At 63.1% G+C, this 26,308-nt stretch carries 25 protein-coding genes; 7 read left to right on the forward strand and 18 right to left on the reverse strand.

Annotated elements, in window-relative coordinates:
* Positions 1-21 precede the first annotated feature (21 nt).
* The 5 genes from hppD (at position 22) to BMW28_RS08395 (ending at position 4,723) form a co-directional block, all read left to right on the forward strand.
* On the forward strand, positions 22-1,110 hold the full coding sequence (gene hppD, locus BMW28_RS08375; RefSeq protein WP_091816540.1) for a 4-hydroxyphenylpyruvate dioxygenase: 1,089 nt from the start codon (positions 22-24) through the stop codon (positions 1,108-1,110).
* 46 nt (positions 1,111-1,156) lie between these two features.
* Complete coding sequence (locus BMW28_RS08380; RefSeq protein ID WP_091816543.1) at positions 1,157-1,702, forward strand: VOC family protein; 546 nt, start codon at positions 1,157-1,159, stop codon at positions 1,700-1,702.
* Complete coding sequence (gene fahA, locus BMW28_RS08385) at positions 1,699-2,994, forward strand: fumarylacetoacetase (protein ID WP_091816545.1); 1,296 nt, start codon at positions 1,699-1,701, stop codon at positions 2,992-2,994. Before BMW28_RS08380 ends, fahA begins: the two co-directional genes overlap by 4 nt.
* A gap of 137 nt (positions 2,995-3,131) precedes the next feature.
* Positions 3,132-4,025, forward strand: a complete 894-nt coding sequence (phhA, locus tag BMW28_RS08390; RefSeq protein WP_091816548.1) for a phenylalanine 4-monooxygenase — start codon at positions 3,132-3,134, stop codon at positions 4,023-4,025.
* Positions 4,022-4,723, forward strand: a complete 702-nt coding sequence (locus BMW28_RS08395; RefSeq protein WP_091816551.1) for an SDR family oxidoreductase — start codon at positions 4,022-4,024, stop codon at positions 4,721-4,723. The genes phhA and BMW28_RS08395 overlap by 4 nt, the downstream gene beginning before the upstream one ends.
* Before the next feature lie 50 nt (positions 4,724-4,773).
* On the opposite strand, the gene BMW28_RS08400 is transcribed toward BMW28_RS08395, so the two are convergent.
* The 6 genes from BMW28_RS08400 to BMW28_RS08425 form a co-directional block, all read right to left on the reverse strand.
* Positions 4,774-6,633: a nitric oxide reductase activation protein NorD gene (locus BMW28_RS08400; protein ID WP_091816553.1), complete on the reverse strand. Its 1,860-nt coding sequence runs from the start codon at positions 6,631-6,633 to the stop codon at positions 4,774-4,776.
* A 25-nt stretch (positions 6,634-6,658) separates the two neighbouring features.
* On the reverse strand, positions 6,659-7,462 hold the full coding sequence (locus BMW28_RS08405; protein ID WP_091816555.1) for a CbbQ/NirQ/NorQ/GpvN family protein: 804 nt from the start codon (positions 7,460-7,462) through the stop codon (positions 6,659-6,661).
* Between the two features lie 38 nt (positions 7,463-7,500).
* Complete coding sequence (locus tag BMW28_RS08410) at positions 7,501-7,764, reverse strand: cytochrome C oxidase subunit IV family protein (protein ID WP_091816556.1); 264 nt, start codon at positions 7,762-7,764, stop codon at positions 7,501-7,503.
* A gap of 69 nt (positions 7,765-7,833) precedes the next feature.
* A complete protein-coding gene (locus tag BMW28_RS08415) occupies positions 7,834-8,439 on the reverse strand; it encodes a cytochrome c oxidase subunit 3 (protein WP_091816558.1) in 606 nt (201 codons plus the stop codon).
* 104 nt (positions 8,440-8,543) lie between these two features.
* Positions 8,544-10,007 carry a cbb3-type cytochrome c oxidase subunit I gene (locus BMW28_RS08420; protein WP_200785763.1) on the reverse strand — a complete coding sequence of 488 codons (1,464 nt, stop codon included), beginning with the start codon at positions 10,005-10,007 and terminating at the stop codon, positions 8,544-8,546.
* A 42-nt stretch (positions 10,008-10,049) separates the two neighbouring features.
* A complete protein-coding gene (locus BMW28_RS08425) occupies positions 10,050-10,475 on the reverse strand; it encodes a c-type cytochrome (RefSeq protein WP_091816559.1) in 426 nt (141 codons plus the stop codon).
* 147 nt (positions 10,476-10,622) lie between these two features.
* Between BMW28_RS08425 and cobA the strand changes: the two genes are divergently transcribed.
* The gene (gene cobA / locus BMW28_RS08430) at positions 10,623-11,450 is read left to right on the forward strand and encodes a uroporphyrinogen-III C-methyltransferase (protein ID WP_200785764.1); all 828 of its coding nucleotides are present in this window, start codon (positions 10,623-10,625) and stop codon (positions 11,448-11,450) included.
* Positions 11,451-11,682: 232 nt separating this feature from the next.
* On the opposite strand, the gene BMW28_RS08435 is transcribed toward cobA, so the two are convergent.
* The 11 genes from BMW28_RS08435 to BMW28_RS08485 form a co-directional block, all read right to left on the reverse strand.
* Entirely contained in the window at positions 11,683-11,943 is a 261-nt protein-coding gene (locus BMW28_RS08435; RefSeq protein WP_091816562.1) for a sulfurtransferase TusA family protein, read from the reverse strand.
* A gap of 81 nt (positions 11,944-12,024) precedes the next feature.
* A complete protein-coding gene (locus BMW28_RS08440) occupies positions 12,025-12,729 on the reverse strand; it encodes a Crp/Fnr family transcriptional regulator (protein ID WP_091816564.1) in 705 nt (234 codons plus the stop codon).
* A gap of 36 nt (positions 12,730-12,765) precedes the next feature.
* Positions 12,766-14,769, reverse strand: a complete 2,004-nt coding sequence (locus tag BMW28_RS08445) for a cytochrome D1 domain-containing protein (protein WP_327020815.1) — start codon at positions 14,767-14,769, stop codon at positions 12,766-12,768.
* The gene (gene nirJ, locus BMW28_RS08450; protein WP_091816567.1) at positions 14,754-16,019 is read right to left on the reverse strand and encodes a heme d1 biosynthesis radical SAM protein NirJ; all 1,266 of its coding nucleotides are present in this window, start codon (positions 16,017-16,019) and stop codon (positions 14,754-14,756) included. The genes BMW28_RS08445 and nirJ overlap by 16 nt, the downstream gene beginning before the upstream one ends.
* A 183-nt stretch (positions 16,020-16,202) precedes the next feature.
* On the reverse strand, positions 16,203-17,381 hold the full coding sequence (ahbB, locus tag BMW28_RS13150; RefSeq protein ID WP_091816570.1) for a siroheme decarboxylase subunit beta: 1,179 nt from the start codon (positions 17,379-17,381) through the stop codon (positions 16,203-16,205).
* Complete coding sequence (gene ahbB, locus BMW28_RS08460) at positions 17,368-18,402, reverse strand: siroheme decarboxylase subunit beta (protein ID WP_091816572.1); 1,035 nt, start codon at positions 18,400-18,402, stop codon at positions 17,368-17,370. The genes ahbB (BMW28_RS13150) and ahbB (BMW28_RS08460) overlap by 14 nt, the downstream gene beginning before the upstream one ends.
* A gap of 9 nt (positions 18,403-18,411) precedes the next feature.
* Positions 18,412-19,629 carry a cytochrome D1 domain-containing protein gene (locus BMW28_RS08465; protein WP_091816574.1) on the reverse strand — a complete coding sequence of 406 codons (1,218 nt, stop codon included), beginning with the start codon at positions 19,627-19,629 and terminating at the stop codon, positions 18,412-18,414.
* Positions 19,630-19,648: 19 nt separating this feature from the next.
* Positions 19,649-19,984, reverse strand: a complete 336-nt coding sequence (locus tag BMW28_RS08470) for a c-type cytochrome (RefSeq protein ID WP_323030974.1) — start codon at positions 19,982-19,984, stop codon at positions 19,649-19,651.
* 135 nt (positions 19,985-20,119) lie between these two features.
* Positions 20,120-21,946 carry a nitrite reductase gene (locus tag BMW28_RS08475; RefSeq protein ID WP_234970081.1) on the reverse strand — a complete coding sequence of 609 codons (1,827 nt, stop codon included), beginning with the start codon at positions 21,944-21,946 and terminating at the stop codon, positions 20,120-20,122.
* Positions 21,947-22,132: 186 nt separating this feature from the next.
* A complete protein-coding gene (locus BMW28_RS08480) occupies positions 22,133-22,444 on the reverse strand; it encodes a c-type cytochrome (protein WP_091816577.1) in 312 nt (103 codons plus the stop codon).
* Between the two features lie 85 nt (positions 22,445-22,529).
* Positions 22,530-24,275 (reverse strand): nitrite reductase, encoded by a 1,746-nt coding sequence (locus tag BMW28_RS08485; protein ID WP_456151127.1) that lies wholly within the window; start codon positions 24,273-24,275, stop codon positions 22,530-22,532.
* Positions 24,276-24,425: 150 nt separating this feature from the next.
* On the opposite strand from BMW28_RS08485, the gene BMW28_RS08490 reads away from it, so the two are divergent.
* On the forward strand, positions 24,426-24,815 hold the full coding sequence (locus BMW28_RS08490) for a sirohydrochlorin chelatase (protein WP_091816580.1): 390 nt from the start codon (positions 24,426-24,428) through the stop codon (positions 24,813-24,815).
* Positions 24,816-24,818: 3 nt separating this feature from the next.
* Here the strand turns inward: BMW28_RS08490 and BMW28_RS08495 are convergent, their stop codons facing one another.
* Complete coding sequence (locus BMW28_RS08495; RefSeq protein ID WP_091816582.1) at positions 24,819-26,162, reverse strand: NnrS family protein; 1,344 nt, start codon at positions 26,160-26,162, stop codon at positions 24,819-24,821.
* Between the last annotated feature and the right edge of the window lie 146 nt (positions 26,163-26,308).

Here is a 26,308-nt window from a genome sequence, read left to right on the forward strand (position 1 = left end):
TTTTTTGCAGGAGATACAGCCATGTCTGATCTGTTCGACAACCCCATGGGCCTGACGGGCTTCGAATTTGTCGAGTTCGCCTCGCCCGTTCCCGGCGTGCTGGAGCCGCTGTTCGAAAAACTGGGCTTTACCCATGTGGCGCGCCACCGTTCCAAGAATGTGCAGCTGTACCGCCAGGGCGGCATCAATTTCATCGTGAACAACGAGCCGGGGCAGGCTGCCTATTTCGCGGCCGAGCACGGCCCCTCGGCCTGCGGCCTGGCTTTCCGCGTGAAGGATGCCCACAAGGCCTATCAGCGTGCGCTCGAGCTGGGTGCACAGCCGGTCGACATTCCCACCGGCCCGATGGAGCTGCGCCTGCCGGCCATCAAGGGCATTGGCGGTGCGCCTCTGTACCTGATCGACCGCTACGAGGACGGCAAGTCCATTTACGACATCGACTTCGAGTTTCTGCCCGGCGTGGACCGTCATCCCAAGGGACATGGTTTCCAGGTCGTGGACCATCTCACGCACAACGTCTACCGCGGCCGCATGGCCTACTGGGCGGACTTCTACGGCAAGCTGTTCAATTTCCAGGAGATCCGCTATTTCGACATCCAGGGTGAATACACCGGTCTGACCAGCAAGGCCATGACTGCACCCGACGGGTTGATCCGCATTCCGCTCAACGAAGAGGCGAAGCAGGGCGGCGGGCAGATCGAGGAGTTCCTGATGAAATTCAACGGCGAGGGCATCCAGCACATCGCCTTGCTCACGGACAACCTGCTGGAGTCGATTGACCAGCTGCAGATGGCTGGTGTTCCGCTGCTGACTGCGCCCAACGACATCTATTACGAGAACCTGGAAAAGCGGCTGCCCGGGCACGGGCAGCCGGTGGGCGAGTTGCAGGCCCGCGGCATCCTGCTGGATGGCACGACGGAAGGCGGCAACCCGCGCCTGCTGCTGCAGATCTTCTCGGAACCCCTGCTGGGACCGGTCTTCTTCGAATTCATCGAGCGCAAGGGCAACTACCGCGAAGGCTTTGGCGAGGGCAACTTCAAGGCTTTGTTCGAGTCGCTGGAGCGTGACCAGGTCAACCGTGGAGTGATCGAAACGCAGAAGGCCGATTGACCCGGCTTCTCCACTTCATTTCTTTCAGTCACTGGATACACACCCCATGAAAATCGACCGCATCCACCATGTTGCGTACCGCTGCAAGGACGCCAGGGAAACGGTGCTCTGGTACCGCGACAACCTGAACATGGACTTTGTACTGGCCATCGCCGAGGACCTCGTGCCCTCGACCAAGGCGCCAGATCCGTACATGCACGTCTTCCTGGACGCCGGCAACGGTAATGTCCTGGCCTTTTTCGAACTGCCCACGCAGCCGCCGATGGGACGCGACCCGAACACGCCCGAATGGGTGCAGCACATCGCCTTCAAGGTCAAGGACCGGGCCGAGCTGCTGGAATTCAAGGCGCATCTGGAAGGCCGCGGTGTGCCCGTGCTCGGCGTGACCGACCATGGCGCCTTCCACTCGATCTATTTCTTTGATCCCAACGGCCATCGTGTCGAACTGGCGTGCCCCGATCCCGAGGAAGAGGCCATGCTCAAGAAGCTGGACGCGGTGAAATGGGACATGCTGGAAGACTGGTCCAAAACCAAGCGTGCACCCAAGCATGCTGCCTTCCTGCACGCCAGGGAACTAGGGGCGTCATCATGAACGCATACCTCGACGCAACCCACGATCCGGCGCTGCGCAGCTGGGTGGAATCGGCCAATGCCCCGTGCTCCGACTTTCCGATCCAGAACCTGCCCTTCGGGCGCTTTCGCCTGGCTGGCGAAACCGCCTGGCGCCTGGGCGTCGCGATCGGCGACCAGGTGCTGGACCTTCGCGCAGCAGGCTTGGTGGATCATGCCGACATGAACCAGCTGATGCAGGCGACGCCGCAGGAGCGCCGCGCCTTGCGCCTGGCGTTGTCTGACGGACTGCGCGAGGGCAGCAGCCAGCGCACAGCCTTCGAGGCGGCCCTGGTGGCGCAGTCTGCGGTGGAGCTGGGCCTGCCGTGCGAGGTGGGGGACTACACCGACTTCTACGTTGGCATCCACCACGCCACCGAGGTCGGGCGACAGTTCCGGCCCGAGAATCCATTGCTGCCCAACTACAAGTGGGTACCTATCGGCTACCACGGGCGTGCCTCGACGCTGCTGCCCAGCGGCACCGCCTTTCGCCGGCCGCTGGGCCAGGTGAAGGCGCCCGATGCGGCGCAACCGGTTCTGGCACCAACCGCCAAGCTGGATCTGGAGCTGGAACTGGGCATCTTCGTGGGCCGACCCAATGCGCTGGGCGAGCCGGTGCGCATGCAGGATGCCGAGGCACACGTGTTTGGCATCACCCTGTTCAACGACTGGAGTTCGCGCGATGTGCAGGGATGGGAATACCAGCCGCTGGGCCCGTTCCTGTCGAAGAACTTTGCCAGCACCGTGTCGCCCTGGATGGTGACGCTCGAGGCGCTGGCACCGTTCCGCCTGCCATTTGAGCGGCCGGCGGGCGATGTGCGGCCGCTGCCTTACCTGGACTCGGCCGAGAACCGCGAGCGTGGTGCCATCGGCATCCAGATGGAGGTGGTGCTTCAGACCGAGCGCATGGCGCAGGCAGGGCACGCGGGCGATGTCATCAGCCGCTCGAACTTTTCCGAGGCAGCCTACTGGACCGTGGCGCAACTGGTCACCCACCACACGGTCAATGGCTGCGCGCTGCGCGCCGGCGACCTGTTCGGCACCGGCACGCTTTCCGGCCCAGAGAAGCATCAGGCCGGCTCCCTGCTGGAGATGACCACCGGCGGCAAGAACCCGATCACGCTGTCCAACGGCGAGCGTCGTGCCTTTCTGGAGGATGGCGACACCATCGTCCTGCGGGCTTACTGCGAACGCGAAGGCGCACGCCGCATCGGCTTCGGCGAGTGCCGCGGCACGGTGCTGCCGAGTCTGCAGATGCAAGGCGAGGCCGCATGAAGCTTGCCGGCGCCCAGCCGGCGCCCCTATCTGCATGGAGGGCGAGTTTCGAACGTGGCGGCACGCTGTCGCGCGAGTTCGTCTTTCACGACTTTGCCCAGGCGCGGCAAGACACATGAACGTAAGGAGAAAGATCCGTGCAATCGCAATCCCATGAATCCGCCAAGCACGGGCTGGCAGCCGGCTATCAGCCGGACCGGCCGGACTGGACCATCGACCAGGGCTGGGCAAACTACACCGCCGAGGAGCACGCAGTCTGGAAGACGCTGTACGAGCGTCAGAGCCGGCTGCTGCCGGGGCGCGCCTGCGACGAATTCATTCGCGGCATGCAGGACCTGCCCATCGGTCCCGACCAGATCCCCAATTTCGAGCAACTGTCCGAGGTGCTGACCAAGCGTACCGGCTGGCAGGTGGTGGCCGTGCCATGCCTGGTTCCTGACGACGTGTTCTTCGAACACCTGGCGAACCGCCGTTTCCCGTCCGGCCAGTTCATCCGCAAGCCGCATGAACTGGATTATCTGGAAGAGCCCGACGTTTTCCACGATGTGTTCGGCCACGTGCCGCTGCTGATGAATCCCGTGATCGCCGAATTTATCCAGGCCTACGGCAAGGGCGGCCTGCGCGCCAACCAGCGGGGCGTGCTCGACAAGCTGGCACGCGTGTACTGGTACACGGTCGAGTTCGGCCTGGTACGCCAGCCCGAGGGACTGCGCATCTACGGCGCCGGCATTGTCTCCTCGTCTGCCGAAACGGTGTTTTCGGTGGAAGACCATTCGCCCAACCGCATCGGCTTCGAGCTCGAGCGCGTGATGCGCACGCTCTATCGCATCGACGATTTCCAGGAGACGTACTTCGTGCTGGACAAGATCGACGACCTGCTGGCGCTGGCTCAGGTCGACTTCGATCCCTACTACGACCGCGTGACGAAGGCGGGGGAGCATTTGCCGGGCGATGTATTGGACAGTGACCGCGTCTTCACGCGCGGCACCGGCCGCTACCACACACAGAAACGGGAGGGAATTCTGGCATGAGCACGCAACGAGAAACTGTTCTGATCACCGGGGCTTCCGGCCAGCTGGGCGCGGCCGTGGCTTCCGCCTTTCACCAGCGTGGCGCACGCCTGGTGCTGCTGGACCGCGACGCCGACGTGCTGCATGGCCGTTTTGGCACCCTGGCCGATGCGGTTCTGATCGACGTCGACCTGCTGGACGGTGATCAGGTGGCTGCCCGCGTGGCAGACGCAGTGGCGCGCGTCGGACGCATCCACGCCCTGTGCCATGTGGCAGGAGGCTTTCGCATGGGCGAGAAGGTGCACGAGACTTCTGCCAGGACCTGGGACTTTCTGCTGGGCCTGAACGCGGGCAGCCTGCTGAACATTGCCGCCGCCGTGGTGCCGCACCTGATCGGGCAGGGCGGTGGCAAGGTTGTGACTGTCGGCGCGGCGGGCGCACTCAAGGGCGCTGCAGACATGGGGGCCTACGGGGCTTCCAAGGCTGCGCTGATCCGTCTCACCGAGGCGATGTCGGCCGAACTGCGTGACCAGGGCGTCAACGTCAACTGCGTGCTGCCCTCGATCATCGATACGCCCGATAATCGCGCCGCCATGCCCGACGCTGATGTATCGCGCTGGGTAGCCCCTGAGGCGTTGGCGGACGTGATTGCCTTCCTGGCGTCCGACGCTGCCCGCGCCATTCATGGCGCTGCGATTCCCGTTACCGGGCGCGTGTGAGGCAGTACGCGCAAGTCAGGGAAGGGCAACCCGGAAGCAGCCAGCCTGAATCATTGCGACAAGGTCGAATACAAGCGCGTCAGCACCTTGGGCAACCGCGTGGCATCCGGCACCACCACGTAATGGTGCGTGCCGAACAGGTGCGGCAGATACTCTCCGGCCTCGCGGTCGATTGTCACGCAGAAGGGTACCAGCCCCGCCTTGCGCGCTTCCAGCACGGCCTGGCGCGTGTCTTCCACGCCGTAGCGGCCTTCGTAGTGGTCCAGATCGTTTGGTTTTCCATCGGTTACCAGTAGCAGCAGGCGCTTGTGTGCGGGCTGCTTGAGCAGGATTTCGGTGGACTGGCGAATGGCCGCGCCCATGCGAGTGTAAAAGCCCGGGGACAGCGCCGCAATACGCCCCCGGGTGACTTCGTTGTAGGACTCGTCAAAGCCCTTGAGCGTCAGGTAGCGCACCTGCTTGCGCTTGAGCGAGGAGAAACCGTACAGGCCGAAGGCATCGCCGGAGGCCTGCAGCGCCTCGGCAAACAGCATCAGGCTGTCCTTCACCACGTCGATCACCGAGCTGGCCTGTTGGCCCTTGCCCACCCAGGCTTCGGTTGAGAGGGACACATCGGCCAGCAGCAGGCAGGCCAGGCTGCGCTCGTTGCGAGGGGTGTCCAGGTAGAAGTTGCCGGTGGATTCGGCTTTGCCGGATTTCACTTCGGTGAAGAAACGCACAACACGGTCCAGATCCAGGTCCATGCCGTCGATCTGGCCGAAGCGGCGGTTGCGCTGCGGTGCCAGTGCCTGGAACTGGCGGCGCAGGCGATGCGCGCTGCGCTGCAGGCGCTCCGGCAGCTCGGTCGGGTGCGAGTTCTTGGGCAGCATGGGCTGTACGCAGCAATGGTCCGCCACCAGTTGCTGGGTCTTGTAGTTCCACTCGGGAAGCAGGATGCCAGGGCCCAGCGGGGTGTCGTCGTAGGCGTTGGCGGGCAGGTCCAGATCCAGTTTGAGGCGCGAAGAGCGCTTCTTGGTATCGCGTGCAATCGCCAGCTCATCCATGTCGTCGGCGGCGCGCAGGTCGCCCAGCTCGTCATCGTCGTCGTGCCGGTTCACCTTGACGAAGTTGTCCCAGGTGAAGATGGATTCGGCGCGGAAGATCATCAGCGGGCCGTTCTTGCGCTCGTCCTGCTCGGCCTGTTTGGCGCGGTAGCGGCGCTGCTTCTTGGATTCCTTCTGGTTGTGCAGCGTGGCTTCGGCATCGGTTTCGTCATCGTCGTCCTTGCGCCGCACAGCAGGCATGGAGGGCGGCGTGGGATGCGACCAGAGATGCACCGGCATGATGCCCTCCAGGCTGTTCACCGTGGCAGACAGCGGCTGTCCGGGATGCTCCAGCGCCTCGCGGATGGCCTTTTCGGTGACAGCCTGCGCGGCCGGCATCATGCCCATGCTGCCCCGCAGCGGGATGTAGGCGGCCACCAGTTCCTGGTATACCTGAGCCAGTCCGGGCATGGCTGCCAGGCAGCGCTGGGTGGCTTCCTGGTTGGTGCGCAACCAATCCATTTTGGCATCACTCAACTCGGGCACATATTCCGCGCTAAGCGCCAGCAGCCAGAAGTAGAGCTTGCGGTTCAGGCTCTTGTCGGGAAACAGGTCGATCTGTTCGGGCAGGAAGAGGGACTTGTCATCGGCCCAGGCCAGTTCCACCCGGTCATTGGTGCCGGCGATGCGCTCCAGCAGGGAGCGCCTGCCCTGATGCTCGGTGCCCACCGTGCTGCGCAGGCCCAGCGCCGGGTTCCCGCCCATGGCGCGGAAAAACACGGGCGCGACTTTCTCCATGGTGTCCAGCCGCACGGCCGCTTGCGGATAGCCGCGATAGGCGGCCTTCTTGATGAGCGAATCCCACCAGCTACCGACTTTCTCTTCCATGACCGTACTTCCTTCAGGCGATCAATCAGGCTGGAAACTGCGTGTCGACAATGGATTGCAGCGCGGCGATGGTATCGGACTCGTCAGACAGCGGCTCGACCAGGGCAGCCAGGCAGGCCATGCGTGGCGGCATGCCAGCGGCCATCAGCTTGGCGGCATAGACCAGCAAGCGCGTGCTGACCGATTCCTCCAGGTCATAGCCCTGCAGGCGGCGCAGGCTGGTGGCCAGACCGACCAGGCGCTGTGCCACTTCGGCAGACACGCCGCTTTCCTGCTGCACCACGCCGATTTCCACCTCGGGCGGCGGAAAATCAAAGGACATGGCGACGAAACGCTGGCGCGTGGAGGGTTTGAGTGTTTTCAGCACATGCTGGTAACCGGGGTTGTACGACACCACCAGCATGAAGCTGTCGGGCGCGTGCAGCACCTCGCCGGTGCGTTCGATCGGCAGGATGCGGCGGTCGTCGGTGAGCGGGTGCAGCACCACGGTGGTGTCCTTGCGTGCCTCGACCACTTCGTCCAGATAGCAGATGCCGCCGGTGCGCACGGCTTGCGTGAGCGGACCATCGCACCACACGGTGCTGCCGGCGGTGATCAGGTGACGGCCGATCAGGTCGGCGGCGGTCAGGTCGTCGTGGCAGCTGACGGTGAAAAGCGGCAGCTTCAGACGGGCAGCCATGTGGGCCACGAAGCGCGTCTTGCCGCAGCCGGTGGGGCCCTTGATCAGCATGGGCAGGTGCTGTTTCCAGGCCTGCTCGAACAGCTCGCACTCCTGGCCGGTGGGCTGGTAATAGGGGACTTCGAACACGGGCTCGTTCAAGGCGTTCATAGGGGGGTACTCCAATCGTTAGGGGGTGCGGCAGCTGCTTACCAGAAGACCATCATCAGCCCGCCACAGGCCAGGGCCAGCCAGAGCTGCACGAACAGGCGCAGGTAGAGCGGGGCGTGGCGCAATTCCATGAAATGCTCGGCCACCAGAAAGCCCTTGATCCAGGCCATGGCCAGCGCCACGATGCCGAGGCGGAGGGGCAGGGCGGTGCCGGATTCGGCCAGCCAGGCCGCGAGTCCTGTCAGGGCCAGCAGGATCACGGTGATCACGGCCACACTGGGAGGAAAGCTGAAACTGCGCATGGGTGCACTATCTCCGGAAATGCGCTTGCGTCGCATTGACGCCAGCCAAGAAAAACGGGGGTGAACGCCTCAGTGGGCGATGTAGACCAGTGCGAACAGCACCAGCCAGACCAGATCCACCATGTGCCAGTAGGAGGCCACGGTTTCCACCCAGTAGGCCTGCTCGTCTCCGCAGCTTGCCACGGAACGCAGCCGTACCCACACCATGCCGATAAAGACCATGCCGAGAATGACGTGGAGGTAGTGGAAGAAGGTCAGCGAGAAATAGAACATCCAGTAGTCGTCGGTGGCCATGTCGAAGCCGGCATTGAGCTTCATGACGAAGTCGGCCATCTTGAGCACCAGAAAGCCGGCGCCGAAGGCCAGTGCGGTCATCAGGGCCACACGGACCTGACCGGCTTGTGCCTGCGGACGGCGTGCCAGCCAGACCGCCCAGGCAGCGGCAGCACTGCCCAGAATCAGCAGCACGGTGTTGATCAGGGCGAGTCCGATGTCGAGTTGCGCCTGGCCCTGCACGAAAACCTCGGGCTGCTTTGCCCGCGACCAGGCATAGGCGCCGAAGAAGAATCCGAAAACCGTCAGTTCGATCAGGATGAAGGCCCACATGGCCATGTCGCCTGGAACGCGACGTTCATGCGGGGGCTGGGGGGGAGTGGAAGTTGCAGGGGACTGCATGCAATGCCTCCAGATGCCGGATGGCTCGGCAGAAAGAAAAAAGGGCGACGTTGCCGCGTCGCCCCAAGGCCGCCCCGGAAAGCGGCCGGGTGAAAATCCGGAGATCAGCGCAGTGCGGACTTCGGTTTGTCGGCGCCGATGAAGAAGCTCCACACGTAGGCGATCACGCCAAACAGGAAGGTGAAGCCGGAGATCAGGCGCAGGTAGTAGAAGATCACGATCTTGTCCTGCGTCATCATGAAGTTCATCGGGGTATCGCTATAGCGCTGCAGCCACACCTGGACAATGCCGGCGCCCGTCAGGAACAGGGTGATGAACACCATGGAGACGGTCATCAGCCAGAAGCCCCACATTTCCATCACCTGTGACCGGTTGCTGTTGGCTTCGCGGCCGTGGATGATGGGCATGGTGTAGGAGATCATGCACATCACGACCATGGCATAGGCTCCGTAGAAGGCCATGTGACCGTGGCTGGCAGTGATCTGCGTGCCGTGCGTCCAGTAGTTGACGAAGGACAGGGTGTGCAGGAAGCCCCACACGCCAGCGCCCAGGAAGCCCATCACGGCGCAGCCCAGTGCCCACAGCACGGCAGCCTTGTTGGGGTGTTCGCGGCGGCGCTTGTTCACCACGTTGAAGGCGAAGATCGTCAGCATGAAGAAGGGAATCGGCTCCAGGGCGGAGAAGATGGAACCCCACACCTGCCAGAAGCCCGGCGTGCCAATCCAGAAGTAGTGGTGGCCGGTACCGATGATGCCGGAGATCAGCGTCATGGCGATGATGAGGTACAGCCACTTTTCGATCACTTCGCGGTCAACGCCGGTGACTTTCACCAGTACGAAGGCCAGCATGGCGCCCATGATCAGTTCCCACACGCCTTCCACCCAGAGGTGCACCACCCACCACCAGTAGAACTTGTCACGGGCGAGGTTGTGCGGGTTGTAGAACGCGAACAGGAAGAAGATGGCGAGGCCCCACAGACCGATCATCATCACCAGGCTGATGGTGGTCTTGCGACCCTTGGCCATGGTCATGGACAGGTTGTACAGGAAGCCCAGGGCCACGATCACGATGCCGATCTTGGTGATCAGCGGCTGTTCCAGAAACTCCCGTCCCATGGTGGCCAGCAGATCGTTGCCGGTCATCTCGGCCAGCGTGGAATAGGGCACCATCAGGTAGCCGACGATGGTCAGCGCACCGGCAACCAGGAAGATCCAGAACAGCGCAAGCGCCAGTTTCGGGCTGTGCAACTCGCGTTCGCACTCTTCGGGAATCAGGTAGTAGCCTGCGCCCATGAAGCCGAACAGCAACCACACGATCAGCAGGTTGGTGTGCACCATGCGGGCAATGTTGAACGGAATCGCCGGGAACAGGAAGTCGCCCCAGATGTACTGGGCGCCCATGATCAATCCGAAGATGATCTGGCCGACGAACAGGCCGATGGCGGCGATGAAGTAGGGTTTTGCTACCGCCTGGGAGGCGTATTTCACTTTTGCCGGGCTGGGTGCCACATCAGCCGGCGCGATGGGTGCCAGTCTTTCGGCATCCACGGGCAAGGTCGCGCTTGTCATGGTTTTCTCCTCAATCGTTGATGAATAGTTCCGGACCGGTGATCAGCCTTCCTTGTTGGGCGGCCAGTTGTGGGTCTTGATTTCGGAGCTGTATTTCAGGAATGCCACCAGATCATCCAGTTGCTCGTCGGTCAGGTGGAAGTTCGGCATCTGGCGGCGGCCAGGCACCTTGCTCGGCTGGGCCTTCATCCAGGCCTTGATGAACTCGGGACCACGGCGCGGGTACACGTTGCCGAGCTCCGGAGCGAAGTAGGCGCCCTCACCAAGCATGGTGTGGCAGCCAATGCAGTTGTTGGTTTCCCAGATCTTCTTGCCACGCACGACCTGGTCGGTGATGGCGGCGCGGTTGTCGTACTGGGGGAAGCTGCGTTCGGTCTGGAACGTGAGTGCCAGGAATAGCAGGAAAAAGAACGTCGACCCGCCGTAAAAAATATTACGGGCTGTCGACTTGGTGAAGCTTGCTGACATACCACATCCTTTCTGAAAGTGCCTTTGCAACACGATGTAATGTAAGTTTCACGTCGCTCTGCAGGCATTGACCCCAGTCAATCAAAAACCTGCCGCTCCGTTTGTACACTGGAGCCTCGCAAATCAGCAGTACAAGGATGGTCATTCATGAGGAACACCAACAATGCATGCACAGTGGAGGCCGCCGGTGCATCACAGCCCGAAAACGGGCCGCTGGTCAGCCTGGTGGGAGCAGGGCCGGGAGACCCGGAACTCCTGACGCTGCGGGCGTTACGGCGGCTGCGCGAGGCAGACGTGGTCCTTTACGACTTGCTGGTTTCGCAAGAGATCCTCGACTTGATTCCCGAACGGTGCGAATGCATTTGCGTAGGCAAACGCGCAAACAGACACATGCTGCCACAGGAAGAAACAAATCGCATGATTGTCAACAAGGCGCGCATGGGCTTGCGCGTGGTCCGTCTCAAGGGGGGCGACCCTTTCATGTTCGGACGCGGCGGCGAGGAAATGCAGGAGCTGGCCAGTGAAGGGATTCCCTGCGAGGTGGTGCCGGGCGTGACCGCAGCCATGGGCGCGGCCTCCAGCACCGGCATTCCGCTCACGCACCGCGACCATGCGCAGATGGTGAGTTTCGTGACCGGACACCGCAAGAAGGATTGTGACGATCTGGAGTGGGTGCGTCACCTCAATCCCGCGTCGACACTGGTGGTGTACATGGGGCTGGGCGAGGCGCCGCGCATTGCGGCGGAACTGATGGCGCACGGCCACGCAGCCGATACGCCGGTGGCGGCTGTGGCCAGTGCCACCACGCCGCAACAGGAGGTGCTGACAACCACCCTGGGGGCGCTGGCAGAAGCGCTGCAAGGCTCCGGCCTGGTGTCTCCAGTGCTGCTGATCATCGGCAGCGTGGTGACGCTGCATGCAGACCTGTATCCGCTGATCGAGCAGGCGAAACGGGGGATGGTGGAAGCGGCCTGAGGCGGCTTTCGGGAGAATGCGGCCGCCTGCCTGGGCGGTCGTTTTGCATGGGCGGTACTGCGTTCAGGTGGGCGCTACTACAGCGCGATATGCTACGCAGCACCGGCAGCACCGGCAGCACCGGCAGCACCGGCAGCACCGGCAGCACCGGCAGCACCGGCAGCACCGCAGCACCGCAGCGGCATGGCGGAATAGTCGGGGGAACGTCTGGCGGGGCGCCCCGCTGCGCTACTTAATCGTCTTCGGGAAACTCCGGCGCGATGCGCATGATCACGCCGTCATAGTTTTCCTCGGGTTCGACGCGATAATCCAGCCCGCGGTCGTTCAGCATGGAAACCAGCGGCTGCGGAAAGCGCGGCAGCAGGAAGGCCCAGTAGCCACAGGCCGGCAGGGGATCGGCAATGGCATCCATGATCACCAGCATCGGCTCGGGCGGCGGCAACTTGCGCAGGTCAATCGGCTTGACCGGTTCGGTGGCTTTGCTGTCTGACATGGATGCTCCCGGAAATATGCTTGTTGTTGTCGGCTGGAATGCCCGATGTCCCGGACCAGCCGGGCACATCCGGCAGGGTGGTCAGGACTTGGTCTTGCCAGAGGTCTGGGCAAACAGCAGCATGCCCGATGGATTGTTGACCGTAATGTCCTTGCCATCAACCTCGATGAAACCCGCAGCGCTGAGCTGGTTGAGCACGCGCGAGAAGGTTTCTGGCGCCAGGCTCAGGCGCGAGGCGATCAGGTTCTTGTTGACCGGCAGGCTGACGGTGAATGCATCGGCTTCGGGCGTTTCGCTGAGCTGCACCAGATAGCCCGCCACGCGCTGCAGCGGGTTCTCCATGGAGTAGCGCTCCACGTCCTGCACAAAGGTATGCAGGCGCATGGACAGGCCCGCCAGCAAGTGGCGCGCGAAGGACTTGTCGGTTTCGATGGCGTTGGAGATGGCCGATTCGCTCACATGCAGCAGCATGCTGTCTTCGAGCACATGGGCGCTGACCGGGTAGGGGCGGCGCAGGAACATGACGGCTTCGCCAAAGCTCTGGCCGGCCTGCATGATCTCGATTACCTTCTCGTTGCCCTGCGGCGAGGTGATGAACAGCTTGACGCGGCCATACACCACCAACCACAAGCCATCACAGGGGTCTTCGCGGTGGAACAGGTCGCGGCCTTTCTCGATCCGTACCTCGCGGATGCCGGGCATGAGAGCTTCGATCTGGGCGTCGTTAAGTTCCTGGAACAGGGGTTGATAGCGAACCAGCTTGCGGACGTCGACTTCTTTTCTCATGCCTCTGATCTGACGGAGTGTGGATCTCGCTCACGCTCAGTGGCTCGTGCCTTCGGATCGCGTGACCTTGTTGAAGACATTGTATTTGCCAATCGGCTTGGACATGGGCAAAGCCTTGACCTCCTGGAAGGTTTTTGCATCCACGATGATCAATTCGCCGGGATTTTCCATGATGCTGACCAGTGCGTAGCGGCCGTCGCGCGTGAACTCCACGTGGGCGTTGGTCTTGCCGGGCCGCAGCCTGAGCTGGCGCACCACTTCGAGCGTGCGCTTGTCGATGATGGAAATGGTGTCCTTCGCGGTGGGCGACATCATGGAGTCGACCCAGGCGTAGGGCGTTTCTTCATGGCTGCGCAGGAAGAAGCCGGGGCCGGGAATCGGGATCTCCTTGGCCACCTTCCAGTTCTGCATGTCGATCACGGTAATCGTGGGCGTGTTCAGGTTGGTGGAGGCCATGTAGAGGCGGCCATTGGCATTGAAGGTGATGCCGGAACCCAGGTGCGGCATGCCTTGCAGGGGCAGCTCGGCCACCTTGCCGCGCGAGACCAGCGAAATGACCTGGGCCTTGCCGTCGCGCGAGGCGCCCATCACGTACTTGTAGTCGGGATCGAAGTAGAAATCGTCTAGCACCATCTGCAGCGGCGTGACGCGCGGGTTGAGAAAGCCCTTGGTGGGGATGCCTTCCTTCATCTTGTAGTCATGCACAAAGCCGGCGTAGAAGGGTTCGGCCTTGGGATCGTAGGAGATGCTCCACAGCTCCGGCGAATCCTTGAGCGCCACCACGAAGCTGTTGCGTGGGGCAGCGTCATAGACAGCAGAGACGCGGGAGGACTTGCCTTCGCGGTCTTTCACCGGGTAGGTGCGTACCGGTTTCAGGCCCTGCGCATCCAGAAGCACCAGATTCTGCGGCAGCGTGTTGCCGGCCAGCACCCACTTGCCGTCGGACGAGACGGCCACGTTGCGCGTGTTGATGCCGACGCGGATCTCGGCGACCTTCTTCAGCGTGTACAGGTCGTACTGGCTGACCCAGCCATCGCGGCTGGCGAAGTAGACGAAGCGGCCATCCGGCGTGAATTTCGGCCCGCCATGCAGCGCGAAGTGCGATTCGAAGCGGGTGATGGGGGTGAAGGTGTCGCCGTCGATCACGCTGACGTGGTGATCACCGGCTTCCACCACCACGAACAGGTTGTGTGGGTCGTTGACCTTGAAGGCGGGCTTGACCTTGTCGGAGTAGTCGGGCTTGACGAACTCGCGGTGCGAGGCGCGCATTTCGGCATCGGTCCAGCCGACCGGCTTTGCAGGGGGTTGTTGCACCCAGCGTGCAAGACCCTGGATTTCAGCTTCGCTCAGCTTGTCGGCATAGCCCACCATCTGCGTGGCCGGGCGGCCCTGGCGGATGACACGCAGCACTTCGGCCGGCTTGATGCGCTCCAGGCTCTCGGGCAGCAAGGCCGGGCCCATGGCGCCGAGGCGTTCGCTGCCGTGGCAGGTGGCGCATTGCTGCTGGTAGAGCTTGGCCAGGCGGGCGTCAGGGATGGCGACGGCGGTCTGAGTGCCGGCCGGGGCAGCGCCTGCAGCGGGCTTGTTCAAGGCCGGTGTGGCTTGTACGCCTGGTGAGACGGTGGATTTCGCGGGGGAGGCTACGGCCACCTTGCGCGTTCCTGTTGTTGTGGATGGCGGGGCTGCTGGACGGGGTGTTGCGGTTCTGGTCGCAGCCGTTGGGCTGGCAGTGCGGATGCTGGATGCCGGCTTCGTACCGGTGGAAGTGCTTGCGCCTGCCGTGCTGCCCGAGCCCTTGCTCGTGATGGAAGCTGCTGGCGCCGTGCTGGCCGCAGAAGTGGCGGAGGACGTGCCGCCTGCCGGCTGGTGGGCGCGCTGCATCCACTCCAGCATCTGCGTATTGGAGTTGTCCGGAGCCGCCTGTGCGCAGCCCGCCGTGGACAGGCCCGCAACGCTGCTCAAGCCAACCAGGGCTGTTGTCAGGGTACGAGCCAACGGGCTGGCCGCGCCAGCCGTGCGGGAAATCATGCGTGAGCGCATGGTGCGACCTCCTGATCGTCGAGGGAAACCGGCTGGATGGGAATGCTGCGCAGGCGGCGGGCCAGGCGGTGCTCCTCTTCGGAGTAGCTGCCGGGCGTGATGCCGAGTTCGGCATCGCTCAGGTAGCAGGCCGGGTCAGCCGTCCAGTAGTCGCCCGTCAGTTCCCAGGCACGCACGCGGGTGTTGCCGTTGCAAAGCGTGAGGTATTGGCAGTTGGCACAGCGGCCGGTGACCGGGCGTGGCGACTGCTTGAGGCCGGCCATCAGCGGGTGGCTGGTGTCCTGCCAGATCTCGCCAAAGCTGCGCTCCTTCACGTTGCCGAGGCGGATCTTCCACCACATGGTGTCGGGATGCACGTAGCCGCGGTTGTCGATGTTGGCGACGTTGACGCCGCTGCTGTTGCCGCCCCAGCTGTAGAGTTTCTGTTCCAGCTGTTTGACTTGTTCTTCCCGATCAGGGAAATTGCGTTGCGCCCATTGCAACAGATAAACACCATCGGCATCGTTGTTGCCGGTGACGAACTCGCGCGGGCGGTCGTTGCGAATGCTTTGCGCGCAGGCGTCGATCAGCATGTCCATGGCCCAGCGCGTGCGCTGGTGCAGGGCATCGGTCTCGCGGTTGGCGTTGCCGCGGCCGGCGTAGTTGAGGTGCGAGAAGTAGAACTTGTCGATGTCCTCGTCTTCCACCAGCTTGAGCAGGGCGGGCAGGTCGTGGGCGTTCTCTTCGGTCATGGTGAAGCGCACGCCCACCTTCATGCCGTGGGCATGGCACAGGCGGATGCCGCGCATGGACTGCTCGAAGCTGCCGGGCAGGCCGCGGAAGGCGTCATGCGTGGCACCGATGCCGTCCAGGCTGACGCCGATGTAGTCGAAACCCACCGAGGCGATATGGCCCACGTTGTGTTCGTCGATCAGCGTGCCGTTGCTCGACAGGCCGGTGTACATGCCCTTGGCCTTGGCGCGCGCGGCGATTTCGAAGATGTCCGACCGCATCAGCGGCTCGCCGCCCGAGAGGATGAGCACGCGCACGCCGCTGTCGTACAGGTCGTCCATCACGCGGAACACTTCGGCCGTATCCAGTTCGCCGGCAAAGTCCTTGTTGGCGGCGCTGGCGTAGCAGTGCTGGCAGGTGAGGTTGCAGCGCCGTATCAGGTTCCAGATGACGACAGGGCCGCTGGGCTTGCGGGCCGGGACGAAACGGTCAGGCTGCTCGGACAGCAGACCCTGCAGATAGGTGGTAAGGCGCAGCATGTACAACTCCGTAAACTTCAACGAAAGTAGACCACAGACGGCGTCGGGCGCACTTAATTGCCGTCAATCCTCCGTCAGCTCGCACTTGAGAGGCGTCCTGTAAGGCGCCCCGGGGTAGGGAAAAGCATGCAGGTGAATGTCCCCGATCCCGCATATTCTCCTTTTTCCGATACCCCCTGCAGCTTAAACGCGCAAGCCGGATTTTTTCAGGATGCGCGTGGAAAAAAGCGCATCGTGGCCGCGGCAGTCGGTGCCGAGCAGGGCGCGCACCTGCGCGATCTGCTGCAGCACGGCCTCGCGGCTGGATCCATGGCACATGGCGAACAGGTTGTAGGGCCACAGGGGCAGGTCGCGCGGGCGGCGGTAGCAGTGGGTGACGAAATCCAGCGCACCCACCTGCGGACCGAGCCGTGCGATCGCCGCATCATCCACATCGAACACACCCATGGCGTTGAAGCGGTAGCCAATGGCGTAATGGTTCGGCACCACGCCGATGCGGCGGATGATGCCGGCGTCCAGCAGTTCCTGCAGGCGCTGCAGCACGCGGTCTTCCGTCCAGCCGAGTTGGGAGGCGAGGGTGGCATAGGGCGTATCGGTGTCGAGCGCGAGGCCTGCCTGGCAGGCGCGGATCAGGGGCCAGTCCTCGTCGTGCAGGGTCGGGACTGCCACGCCTGAATCGGGAGGCGCGCTGGCATCCGATTGGGCACCAGCGCCGTCGTCGGCACGAATGGCGTCCAGTTTGTCTGCTACACCTTGGATCGCGGTGCCGGGAGCATTGCGTGCGTTGCCGGCTTCAAGCGCATCAGCAGGGGCCACCACACCCACGGGCTGTTCTCCCCCCACGGTAAAGCGCATGCCGACGAAATACTCCTCCAGCTTGGGAAAGGCATGTACCGGCAGACCCGTCGCCTGCTCGATGTCGGCTATGGCCTGCTGCATCCCGGCCGGTGTGGAGGTGGCCAGCACAAACCACATGTTGAGCGCGTGCTCGCGCCGGTAGTTGTGGGCTACGGCGTCAAAGGCGTTGACCTGGGCTGTGACCTCGTCATAGCGCTCTTCGGGCACCTGCAGCGCGGCCAGCACGAACTGACCGCCCATGCGCTCGATCTGGAACAGCGGGCCGAAGCGGGTGAGCACCTTGCGTTCCAGCAGGCTGGCGATGGTGCTGCGCAGTTGCTTGCCGCTGATGTCCAGCCTCTGTCCTGCCACGTCGAACGGCCGGTGTGTCAGGGGAAAGTCGCCTTGCAGTGTGTTGACGATGCTTGCCTCCAGCGCTGTCAGTTCGGCTGCCTGCCGGCGCGCGTCGGACGAGGCTGTGCCGGGTGTTTGGGGATGCTTCGGGGCGGATTCAGCTTGCGGCATGGGGGCGCATCCTTCCATACAGGGCGCCGCTTTGCTTGAAGCGGCGGGTGGAGAACAGCACAGCGTGCGGCAATTGCTCCAGGCCGGCGGCCTGGTTCAGCTCCGCCACGCGCAGGCTGACTTCGGTGCGGTCCTTGCCGTGCACCATGCAGAACAGGTTGTAGGGCCAGTGGCTGCCGCGTGCCGGGCGCGCGTAGCAAAGGTTGACGCCATGCTGAGCCGCCAGCGCTTCGCCCTTGGCATCGCGCAGTTCGGGTGGCACCTGCCACACACACATGGCATTGGCGGTGTAGCCAAACTCGTGGTGACGCACGATCAGGCCCAGGCGGCGCAGCACGCCGCTGTGCACCCATTCGGCCAGCTGGTCGATGACTTGCTGCTCGCTCCAGCCAATGGACTTTGCCATGATGGCATAGGGCTGCGACTCCAGCGCCAGACCATGTCCGAGCGCAGCCATCAGCGCGCGTTGTTCGGGTGTGATGTGTGTGAGGGCGGCAGGGGCAGGGCGGTGCGCGGCCTTGCTGCCATCCTGCAGCGAAAAACCGAGGTCCACGTGGTATTCGGCTTCCAGCGGTAGATCCAGCACGGTCTGATTCAGCGCCTCGCCAATCTCGGCCAGCACGCGCTGCACGCCAGCCCGGTCGGTTGCGGCCACCACAAACCACAGGTTGTAGTGGTGCTCACGCAGGTAGTTGTGGTTGACCTCCGGGTAGCGGTTGATCAGCGCTGCGGCGGCTTCGACCTGGTCCGCCGGCACCGTCACTGCGGCCAGCGTGCTGGCGCCGACAGTATTGGGAGCAAAAATGCCGCCGACGCGGCTTAGAAGCTTCTGCTCCAGCACCTGCCGCAGGCGGGCCAGCAGCTCCGCTTCGCTCAGGCCATGCGCTGTAGCAATGCGCGCATAGGGCCGGGGCTCCAGCGGAAAGCCGCGTTGCCAGGCATCGAGCAGGGCGAGTTGCGGGGCAGAATCTGCCAGGGCTGCCTCGGGAGCAGCCCGGTAGGAGTCATCAGTGGCGTGCATGGGCCAAGCTTACATGCCCATGCGGCTGGCACGCCAGGTAAAGAAAATCCCGGACGGGCTTTCTGCCGGCAGCACCTTGCGGGTGGTGTAGCTTTGCGTGTCGATCACCACGACCTTGTTCTCGTCGCGGCTGGAAACCCAGATCTCGTCCCCCTTGGGCGAGAACTCCATGTGCAGGATGGCCTTGCCCGGCTTGAGCGTCTGCACCACCTTCATGGAAGGCACGTCGATCACCTGCAGCGTATCGTTGTGCGGGAAGGCGAAGTTGACCCACACCTTGCGGCCGGAGGGCTCGGCCATCACAAACACGGGCTGGCCGTACACCGGCACGGCAGTCACCTGGTTCCAGCTGCGGTTGTCGGCCACCAGTACCTGCTTGTGGCCGATGGCCGGCAGGAAGGCATAGTCGCCCGAAATGGCCCAGCCACGCAGGTGGGGCATCTTGTAGACAGGCTGCTTCTCGCGGCCCTTGCCGTAGTCGGGCAGGATGCGGCGCACCTGCAGGTCCTTGGCCCAGGTGTCGAGCATGGCCAGACCATCCTCGCCATACAGGCCGGCGATGTAGTAGCGGCCGTTGGAGCTGCCCAGGCCATCGTAGGGCTGCTTGCCGACGTTGTGGAACTTGGTCACCTTGGGCTGGCGCGGGTTGGAGGCGTCGAGCATCCAGATTTCGCCGGCTTCGAACAGGCTGTAGGCAAAGCGCTGGCCCGGCAGGTCGGCGAGGCCGACCACCTTGGAGGGCTTGCCATCGGCGCCCACGGCAGGAATGTCCGCCAGCAGTTCCAGCGTGTCGGCATCGAACAGCTTGACGCCGCCCGGCTCGTAGTTCTGGGCGGCCAGGATGCGGCCATCAGTGGAGACGGCACCGCCGATGCTGTTGCCGGCCTGGATCACGCGCTTGACCAGCTTGTGCGTGAGCATGTCGACCTTGCTCAGGCCGCCGTCGCGGCCGAACACGTAGGCGTAGCGCGTATCGCGCGAGAACACCACGGAGGCATGCGAGAGGTCGCCCAGGCCCTTGACCTGGGCGAGGCTGGTGTCGGTGCTGTTTTCGACGATCTGCACGCTGCCGGTGGCACGCTCGATGACGACACCGAGGTCGCCGGTGCCGCGTACCGCACCGCCCGTGGCGGCACAGCCGGCCAGGGCCAGCGCGGCCACCAGGATCGAGAGGGCGCCGGGCAGCCGGCGCAGGGAAGAGGTGGACTGGATGTTCTTGCTGGTCATGATGGACTCCCTGAAATGCTTACGGATGCTTGCCGGCCTGCAGCAGCTCCACCATCCAGCGGGCTTCCTGCTCGTTCATGAATGGCTTCCATGGCGGCATGGCGGTGCCGGGGCGGCCACCCATGATGGTGGCAACCAGGCTGTCGACGGGCTTGTCGCGCAGCGCTTCGGCGGTAAGAGGGGTGCCCAGGCCGCCCTGCATGGTCATGCCATGGCAGGCGCCGCAATCCTGCTTGAGCAGGTGCAGCAGTTCTCGCTGGCGGGCTTCAGAGGGTACGGGGGCAGATTCCTGCGCTTGGGCCATGCTGGCCAGGCAGGCGCCACACATCACGATGATTCGGATCAACTGCAACATCTCGCGGCACCATGTGGTTGGATTGAGTGAAGTATAGGAGGCTGCGGCAGGCGGAACCTTGATTGCCGGCAACCCAGTAAAAAGGCCGGGCGGTTGCCCGCCCGGCCTGTGCGCCTTTTCAGGAAAGGGCGTGGATCAATAGACGTCGTTCTGCGTGTTGTAGACGTTGAACTTGCCGGTCGGCGTGACCAGGCGCTTGTCCTTGATCACGGTCTTGCAGGCGCGGGTCTTGTCGTCGACCACCACAATGGCGGATTCCTTGTTCAGGGCGCTCCAGACGGAGAACCAGACTTCGTCACCGGCCTTGTTGTACTCGGGCTGCACCACGCGCTTGGCGCCGTCGTCAGCCAGCTTGGCGCAGGCAGCGATGTCGATGATCTGCGGAGCGCCGTCCAGCTTGTTGATGTCATACACGGCTACGCTCTGGCTGATCTTGGCATCCGGGTGCAGCGGGGTGTCGACCCACAGGTTCTTGGACTTGGGATGGGTCTTGATGAACAGAGAACCGCCACCCTGGCCCTTGATGGTCTGCACCACTTTCCAGGCGTTGGCCTTGTTCTTGACCGGATCGGTACCGATCAGGCTGATGCTTTCGTCACCCAAGTGGGAGGTGGCCCACACCGGACCGAACTTGGGATGCTTGAAGTTGGCGCCACGGCCCGGGTGCGGGGTCTTGCCCACATCGACCAGGGCGGCCAGCTTGTCTTCCTTGGTATCGACCACTGCGATCTTGTTGGAGGCGTTGGCAGCCGTCATGAAGTAACGGCCGGTGCTGTCGAAGCCGCCATCATGCAGGAACTTGGCAGAATCCAGCACCGTCATCTTCATGTTGGCCAGGTCGGTGTAGTCGACCATGTAGATCTTGCCGGTTTCCTTGGCGTTGACCAGGAATTCAGGACGGTAGTGGCTGGCCACGATGGCTGCCACGCGCGGCTCGGGGTGGTATTCGTTGTCCACGGTCATGCCACGGGTGGAAACCACCTTGCGCGGCTTGAGCGTATCGCCATCCATGATCACGAACTGCGGCGGCCAGTAGGTACCGGCGATCGCCAGCTTGTCCTCGAAGCCCTTGAACTTGGAAGTCTCGACGGAACGGGCTTCCAGACCGACCTTCACTTCGGCCACGTTGTCCGGTTTTTCCATCCACAGGTCGATCAGGTTCAGGCGTGCGTCACGGCCGATCACGTAAAGGTAGCGGCCCGATTTGGACATGCGGGAGATGTGCACCGCATAGCCGGTCTTGACGATGTTGATGATCTGTTTGGTGTCGCCATCGATCAGGGCCACTTCGCCGCTGTCACGCAGGGTGACGGAGAAGAGGTTGTCGATGTTGTAGTTGTTCATCTTCTTGGTCGGACGCTTGTCGACCGGGATGTATTCCTTGCGGGAGCTTTCGATGTCAGCCAGCGAGAACTCGGGCGGAGTGGGCGGTTCCTGCTGGATGTAGCGGGCCATCAGGTCCACGTCCTGGGCGGTCATTTCGCCGGAAGTCTGCCAGTTGGGCATGCCTGCGGGGCTGCCGTAGGCGATGAAGGTCTTCAGGTATTCGGTACCGCGCTCCAGCGTGATGTCGGTGGTGAGCGGCTTGCCGGTAGCACCCTTGCGCAGCACGCCATGGCAGCCGGCGCAGCGCTGGAAGTAGATTTCCTTGCCGCGCTCGAACTCGGCCTGCGTCATTTGCGGAGCCTTGGGGTTGATGTTCTGGTGCAGGGCTGCTGCGCCTACCGGGGAGGAGCCGGCGTTGGCGTAGGTGGCAGCGGTGGTGTCGCCATGGCTGGCGGCGTCGCTCTTGGCTGCTGCATTCTCGGCAGGGGCCTGTGCGCTGGCGGCCGGTGCTGCGCTGACGGCAGAAGCCGCGGAAGCTGCGGTGGGAGCCGCATCTTGTTTGTTACTGCATCCGGCTACGGAGATGCCGACGACTGCCAGGGTGGCAGCAAGATACTTCAGCTGGAACGGGCTCATAGTTGACTCCAGGTTTGTTGGCTAGGGTTCGGAACGAATCATCGCCTTGGCGTGGGGTTATTGCATTGACTGCCGTCAACCTGTTGGATGATGCATCAAAATGTGCCTGTTTGCTACGGATTTGCGCGTTCAGGAAATAAAAAAAGCCGATGCACATGCATCGACTTTACGTATACGTCAACCGTATTACAGGGACATGACCCACTTGACCAGCGAAGCGGCTTCGGCATCGGTCACGTTGTTGGGAGGCATGGGCACGTTGCCCCAGGCACCCACGCCGCCTTTCTTGATCTTGGCAGCCAGGGTTGCTTCAGCACCCTTGCCCTTGTACTTGGCCGCCACATCCTTGTAGGAAGGGCCAACCATCTTCTTGTCCACGGCATGGCAAGCCATGCAGTTCTTGGACTTGGCCAGGGCTTCGCTGGCCTGCACGTTGCTGGCGATGCCGAACAGCAGACCGACGGCGACGAGGGCGGGAGTAATAAGACGCTTGCTCATGATGGGTTCACTCCAGTTGAAAAACCTTGTTGGCTTCGGGCCCATTGTGTAGGGCCGCGAAGAATGGCTCATTGATTGCAGTCAATCAGTACACGTCGTGCTGCGTGTTGTAGACGTTGAACTTGCCGGTCGGCGTGATCAGGCGCTTGTCCTTGATCACGGTCTTGCAGGCACGTGTCTTGTCGTCGACCACAACAATCGCGGATTCCTTGTTCTTGGCACTCCAGACGGAGAACCAGACTTCGTCCCCGGCCTTGTTGTACTCGGGCTGCACCACGCGCTTGGCGCCGTCATCGGTCAGCTTGGCACAGGCCGCGATGTCGATGATCTTGGCTTCGGCGTTCAGGTTGTTGATGTCATACACGGCCACGCTCTGGCTGATCTTGGCATCGGGGTTGAGGGTGGTGTCGACCCACAGGTTCTTGGACTTGGGATGGGTCTTGATGAACAGAGAACCGCCACCTTGGCCCTTCATGGTCTGCACCACTTTCCAGGCATTGGCCTTGTGCTTGACCGGATCGGTACCGATCAGGCTGATGCTTTCGTCACCCAGGTGGGAAGTTGCCCAAACGGGGCCGAACTTGGGATGCACGAAGTTGGCGCCGCGGCCCGGGTGCGGGGTCTTGCCCACATCGACCAGGGCGGCCAGCTTGTCTTCCTTGGTATCGACCACGGCGATCTTGTTGGAAGCGTTGGCAGCCGTCATGAAGTAGCGGCCGGTGCTGTCGAAGCCGCCATCATGCAGGAACTTGGCCGCGTCGAGCGTGGTGGTCTTGAGGTTGCTCAGGTCGGTGTAGTCGACCATGTAGATCTTGCCGGTTTCCTTGGCGTTGACCAGGAATTCGGGACGGTAGTGGCTGGCCACGATGGCTGCCACGCGCGGCTCGGGGTGGTACTCGTTGTCCACGGTCATGCCACGGGTCGACACGATCTTGCGCGGCTTCAGCGTATCGCCATCCATGATCACGAACTGCGGCGGCCAGTAGGTGCCGGCCACGGCGATCTTGTCCTCGAAGCCCTTGAACTTGGAAGTCTCGACGGAACGGGCTTCCAGACCCACCTTGATCTCGGCCACGTTGTCCGGTTTTTCCATCCACAGGTCGATCAGGTTCAAGCGGGCGTCACGGCCGATCACGTACAGGTAGCGGCCGGACTTGGACAGGCGGGAGATGTGGACGGCGTAGCCGGTCTTGACGATGTTGATGATCTGCTTGGTGTCGCCATCGATCAGGGCCACTTCACCGCTGTCACGCAGGGTGACGGAGAAGAGGTTGTCGATGTTGTACTTGTTCATCTTCTTCGTCGGGCGCTTGGAAACGGGCACATATTCCTTGCGCGACTTTTCCATGTCAGCCAGCGAGAATTCCGGCGGTGTGGGAGGCGTTTGCTGGATGTAGCGGGCCATCAGGTCCACGTCGGCGGCGGTCATTTCACCGGAGGTCTGCCAGTTGGGCATGCCGGCAGGGCTGCCGTAGGCGATGAAGGTTTTCAGGTATTCGCTGCCGCGTTCCAGCGTGATGTCGGGCGTCAGGGCCTTGCCGGTTGCGCCCTTGCGCAGAACGCCATGGCAGCCGGCGCAGCGCTGGAAGTAGATTTCCTTGGCGCGCTCGAATTCGGTCTTGGACATCGGCGGAGCCTTGGGGTTGATGTCCTGGTGCATGTCCGCCTTGCCTACGGGGGAGCTGCCTGCGTTTTCATAAGTGGCCTGGACGGCCGTGGTATGGTTCTGGCCGTCCGACTTGGCGGCGGCGCTGGTTTGCGCCTGCGCACCCACAGCGACCCCTGCCATAATCAGGCTGGCGCTCAGCAACTTCATCTTGAATGAACTCATCGTGTGCTCCTGTAGTGTTTGCTTACATTGCAGGGGTCGATCATCCTGATGGTGCTTTTCCGCAGCATTGACTGCCGTCAATGGATCAAAATCTGCAAACAAATGTAATTGACGTATGCAAACCCATCGATACACGGAGTTGACACAAACATGACGGAAATGGACGGCGCATTGCTGGTGGCCCACGGGTCACGTGATCCAGCTTGGAGCCAGCCTTTCGAGGCAGTGGCGCAACTGCTGAAGGCGGGTCGCCCGGGGCTGGCAGTGGAACTGGGGTTTGTGGAAATCCAGGAGCCCAAGTGCCTGGCAGCAGGCGATGCCCTGGCGCGCCAGGGGTGCCGGCATGTGCTGGTCATCCCCATGTTCCTCGGGGCAGGCCACCATGTGCGGGTGGACATGGCCAAACTGCTGGAGCAGCTCAGTGCCAACTGGCGCGGGGTGGAATGGCGCCTGGCGCCGGCGATTGGCGAGATGCCGGCGTTTCACCAGGCGGTGGCGGGGGTGCTGAACGAAGCCCTGCGCACCCGCCTGGATGTCTGAGTCCTAGCCGGCCTTGCCGTCCACGCGCGGCTTGCCGTACCACTGCACCAGACGGTTGCCCCAGATCAGCACGATGCCGAACCAGGCTGCAGCCGCCAGTGGCAGCAGGGCGGTGAAGCCGGGGAAGGCGCCGACCAGACGCAGCACCACAGCCACCTGCAGCAGCAGGAACAGCCGCCACACGAGGTCGTCAGCCACCAGCGTGCGGCCGCTGTGCCCGCAGGACACCCGCGTGACCATGGCCATGATGAGCGACCCCAGGCAGCCGATGGTAAGGGCGTGCAGCGGCGCCAGCAGCAGGGCGCCCTGGCCGTAGCGCAGTGCGGCAAACTGTGTGATGCCGAACAGCACGAAGGTGATGCCGAGCCAGACAAAGCCGATATGCAGCATGGCCAACAGGCGGATCTTGAGGCTTTGCGCCAGCCCCCAGACAATGGCCAGCCACAGCAGCATGCCGCCCAGCACAATCTCGACCACGCCGCGGAACATCAGCCAGGCGCTGCCCTGCACGCCCCAGGCCTGCAGCCAGAGCGCGGCGATTTCGAAGCTGGCGGCGCCAAGCATCAGCCACAGCACCCAGAACGGGCGCCAGACCTCGATCAGCGGCAGCACGTTGGAGGTGAAGAAGGGAATCATGCGGTGCGCCACCGCGATGAACACGAACAGGATGAAACCCCACAGCGCTGTCTGCACCCAGTGCAGGGCAGTGGACACGTTGCCCATGAGCACGCTCACGATCATGCCCAGCAGGCTGACGCAGCCGATGATGCCGGCGATGCCCACGGTGCGCGCATGCACCTGATCCTGGACCTTGCTGGCGCGGATCAGCTTCCACCACAGGGCAAACATCCAGCTCAGGCCGATCAGCGCGATGATGGCGCCGGCAATGGCGAGGCCGTACAGGCCCTGACCGCCCATCAGCCACAGCAGCCAGCCGCCGGCCTGCATCAGCAGCATGCCGCGCACATCGCGGGTTTCGGGCGCGGGCACGTGCAGCCATTTGGGGCCGGCCGTGAACAGGAAACCGGCAAAGTACAGCGGCATGAAGCCCAGCACCATCATGGCCGAGTGCTGCAGCGTGGGCAGGATGGCGTAGGCCGGCTGGAACAGACCGGTCACGCGGGCAATCTGCACCCAGGCCCACCAGCCCGAGAACACGAACAGCAGCACCATGGCGAGGAAGAAGCCCAGGCGGTGCGGGGCATCGTTCAGCAGGGCCATGCGCCAGGGCATGGCCTCGTACCTGGCGCGCATGGCTTCGCGTTCTGCGGCCTTGTCGACCGCCTTGGGCGGTGCGTTGCCGATCGGAATGCTGCGGCGCGGGGAGGGCTGGGTGGTGTCGGTCATGCAAGTACTCCTGATCTTGCGTGTCGGATACGGTAGAAAGCCAGGCGCCCGCTGGACGGTACGCCTACAGGAAGCAGTGTAGATAAAAGTTGAGTGATATTCTCGGATTTAGGGGCTTGCCGGCACCGCAGGCATGGCTTTGCTTG

Source organism: Allobrachymonas denitrificans DSM 15123 (genome assembly GCF_900110225.1).
Classification (GTDB): domain Bacteria; phylum Pseudomonadota; class Gammaproteobacteria; order Burkholderiales; family Burkholderiaceae_C; genus Brachymonas; species Brachymonas denitrificans.

What these genes read in the sequence shown, in the direction of transcription:
- BMW28_RS08485 (WP_456151127.1), bottom strand. Translation starts at nt 24,275, where the DNA reads ATGAGTTCATTCAAGATGAAGTTGCTGAGCGCCAGCCTGATTATGGCA.
- BMW28_RS08380 (WP_091816543.1), top strand. Translation starts at nt 1,157, where the DNA reads ATGAAAATCGACCGCATCCACCATGTTGCGTACCGCTGCAAGGACGCC.
- hppD (WP_091816540.1), top strand. Translation starts at nt 22, where the DNA reads ATGTCTGATCTGTTCGACAACCCCATGGGCCTGACGGGCTTCGAATTT.
- nirJ (WP_091816567.1), bottom strand. Translation starts at nt 16,019, where the DNA reads ATGCTGCGCCTTACCACCTATCTGCAGGGTCTGCTGTCCGAGCAGCCT.
- BMW28_RS08425 (WP_091816559.1), bottom strand. Translation starts at nt 10,475, where the DNA reads ATGTCAGCAAGCTTCACCAAGTCGACAGCCCGTAATATTTTTTACGGC.
- cobA (WP_200785764.1), top strand. Translation starts at nt 10,623, where the DNA reads ATGAGGAACACCAACAATGCATGCACAGTGGAGGCCGCCGGTGCATCA.
- fahA (WP_091816545.1), top strand. Translation starts at nt 1,699, where the DNA reads ATGAACGCATACCTCGACGCAACCCACGATCCGGCGCTGCGCAGCTGG.
- BMW28_RS08415 (WP_091816558.1), bottom strand. Translation starts at nt 8,439, where the DNA reads ATGCAGTCCCCTGCAACTTCCACTCCCCCCCAGCCCCCGCATGAACGT.
- BMW28_RS08400 (WP_091816553.1), bottom strand. Translation starts at nt 6,633, where the DNA reads ATGGAAGAGAAAGTCGGTAGCTGGTGGGATTCGCTCATCAAGAAGGCC.
- BMW28_RS08410 (WP_091816556.1), bottom strand. Translation starts at nt 7,764, where the DNA reads ATGCGCAGTTTCAGCTTTCCTCCCAGTGTGGCCGTGATCACCGTGATC.
- BMW28_RS08465 (WP_091816574.1), bottom strand. Translation starts at nt 19,629, where the DNA reads ATGACCAGCAAGAACATCCAGTCCACCTCTTCCCTGCGCCGGCTGCCC.
- BMW28_RS08495 (WP_091816582.1), bottom strand. Translation starts at nt 26,162, where the DNA reads ATGACCGACACCACCCAGCCCTCCCCGCGCCGCAGCATTCCGATCGGC.
- BMW28_RS08480 (WP_091816577.1), bottom strand. Translation starts at nt 22,444, where the DNA reads ATGAGCAAGCGTCTTATTACTCCCGCCCTCGTCGCCGTCGGTCTGCTG.
- BMW28_RS08440 (WP_091816564.1), bottom strand. Translation starts at nt 12,729, where the DNA reads ATGAGAAAAGAAGTCGACGTCCGCAAGCTGGTTCGCTATCAACCCCTG.
- BMW28_RS08435 (WP_091816562.1), bottom strand. Translation starts at nt 11,943, where the DNA reads ATGTCAGACAGCAAAGCCACCGAACCGGTCAAGCCGATTGACCTGCGC.
- BMW28_RS08470 (WP_323030974.1), bottom strand. Translation starts at nt 19,984, where the DNA reads ATGTTGCAGTTGATCCGAATCATCGTGATGTGTGGCGCCTGCCTGGCC.
- ahbB (WP_091816572.1), bottom strand. Translation starts at nt 18,402, where the DNA reads ATGCACGCCACTGATGACTCCTACCGGGCTGCTCCCGAGGCAGCCCTG.
- BMW28_RS08395 (WP_091816551.1), top strand. Translation starts at nt 4,022, where the DNA reads ATGAGCACGCAACGAGAAACTGTTCTGATCACCGGGGCTTCCGGCCAG.
- BMW28_RS08490 (WP_091816580.1), top strand. Translation starts at nt 24,426, where the DNA reads ATGACGGAAATGGACGGCGCATTGCTGGTGGCCCACGGGTCACGTGAT.
- BMW28_RS08445 (WP_327020815.1), bottom strand. Translation starts at nt 14,769, where the DNA reads ATGCGCTCACGCATGATTTCCCGCACGGCTGGCGCGGCCAGCCCGTTG.
- BMW28_RS08420 (WP_200785763.1), bottom strand. Translation starts at nt 10,007, where the DNA reads ATGACAAGCGCGACCTTGCCCGTGGATGCCGAAAGACTGGCACCCATC.
- BMW28_RS08405 (WP_091816555.1), bottom strand. Translation starts at nt 7,462, where the DNA reads ATGAACGCCTTGAACGAGCCCGTGTTCGAAGTCCCCTATTACCAGCCC.
- ahbB (WP_091816570.1), bottom strand. Translation starts at nt 17,381, where the DNA reads ATGCCGCAAGCTGAATCCGCCCCGAAGCATCCCCAAACACCCGGCACA.
- BMW28_RS08475 (WP_234970081.1), bottom strand. Translation starts at nt 21,946, where the DNA reads ATGAGCCCGTTCCAGCTGAAGTATCTTGCTGCCACCCTGGCAGTCGTC.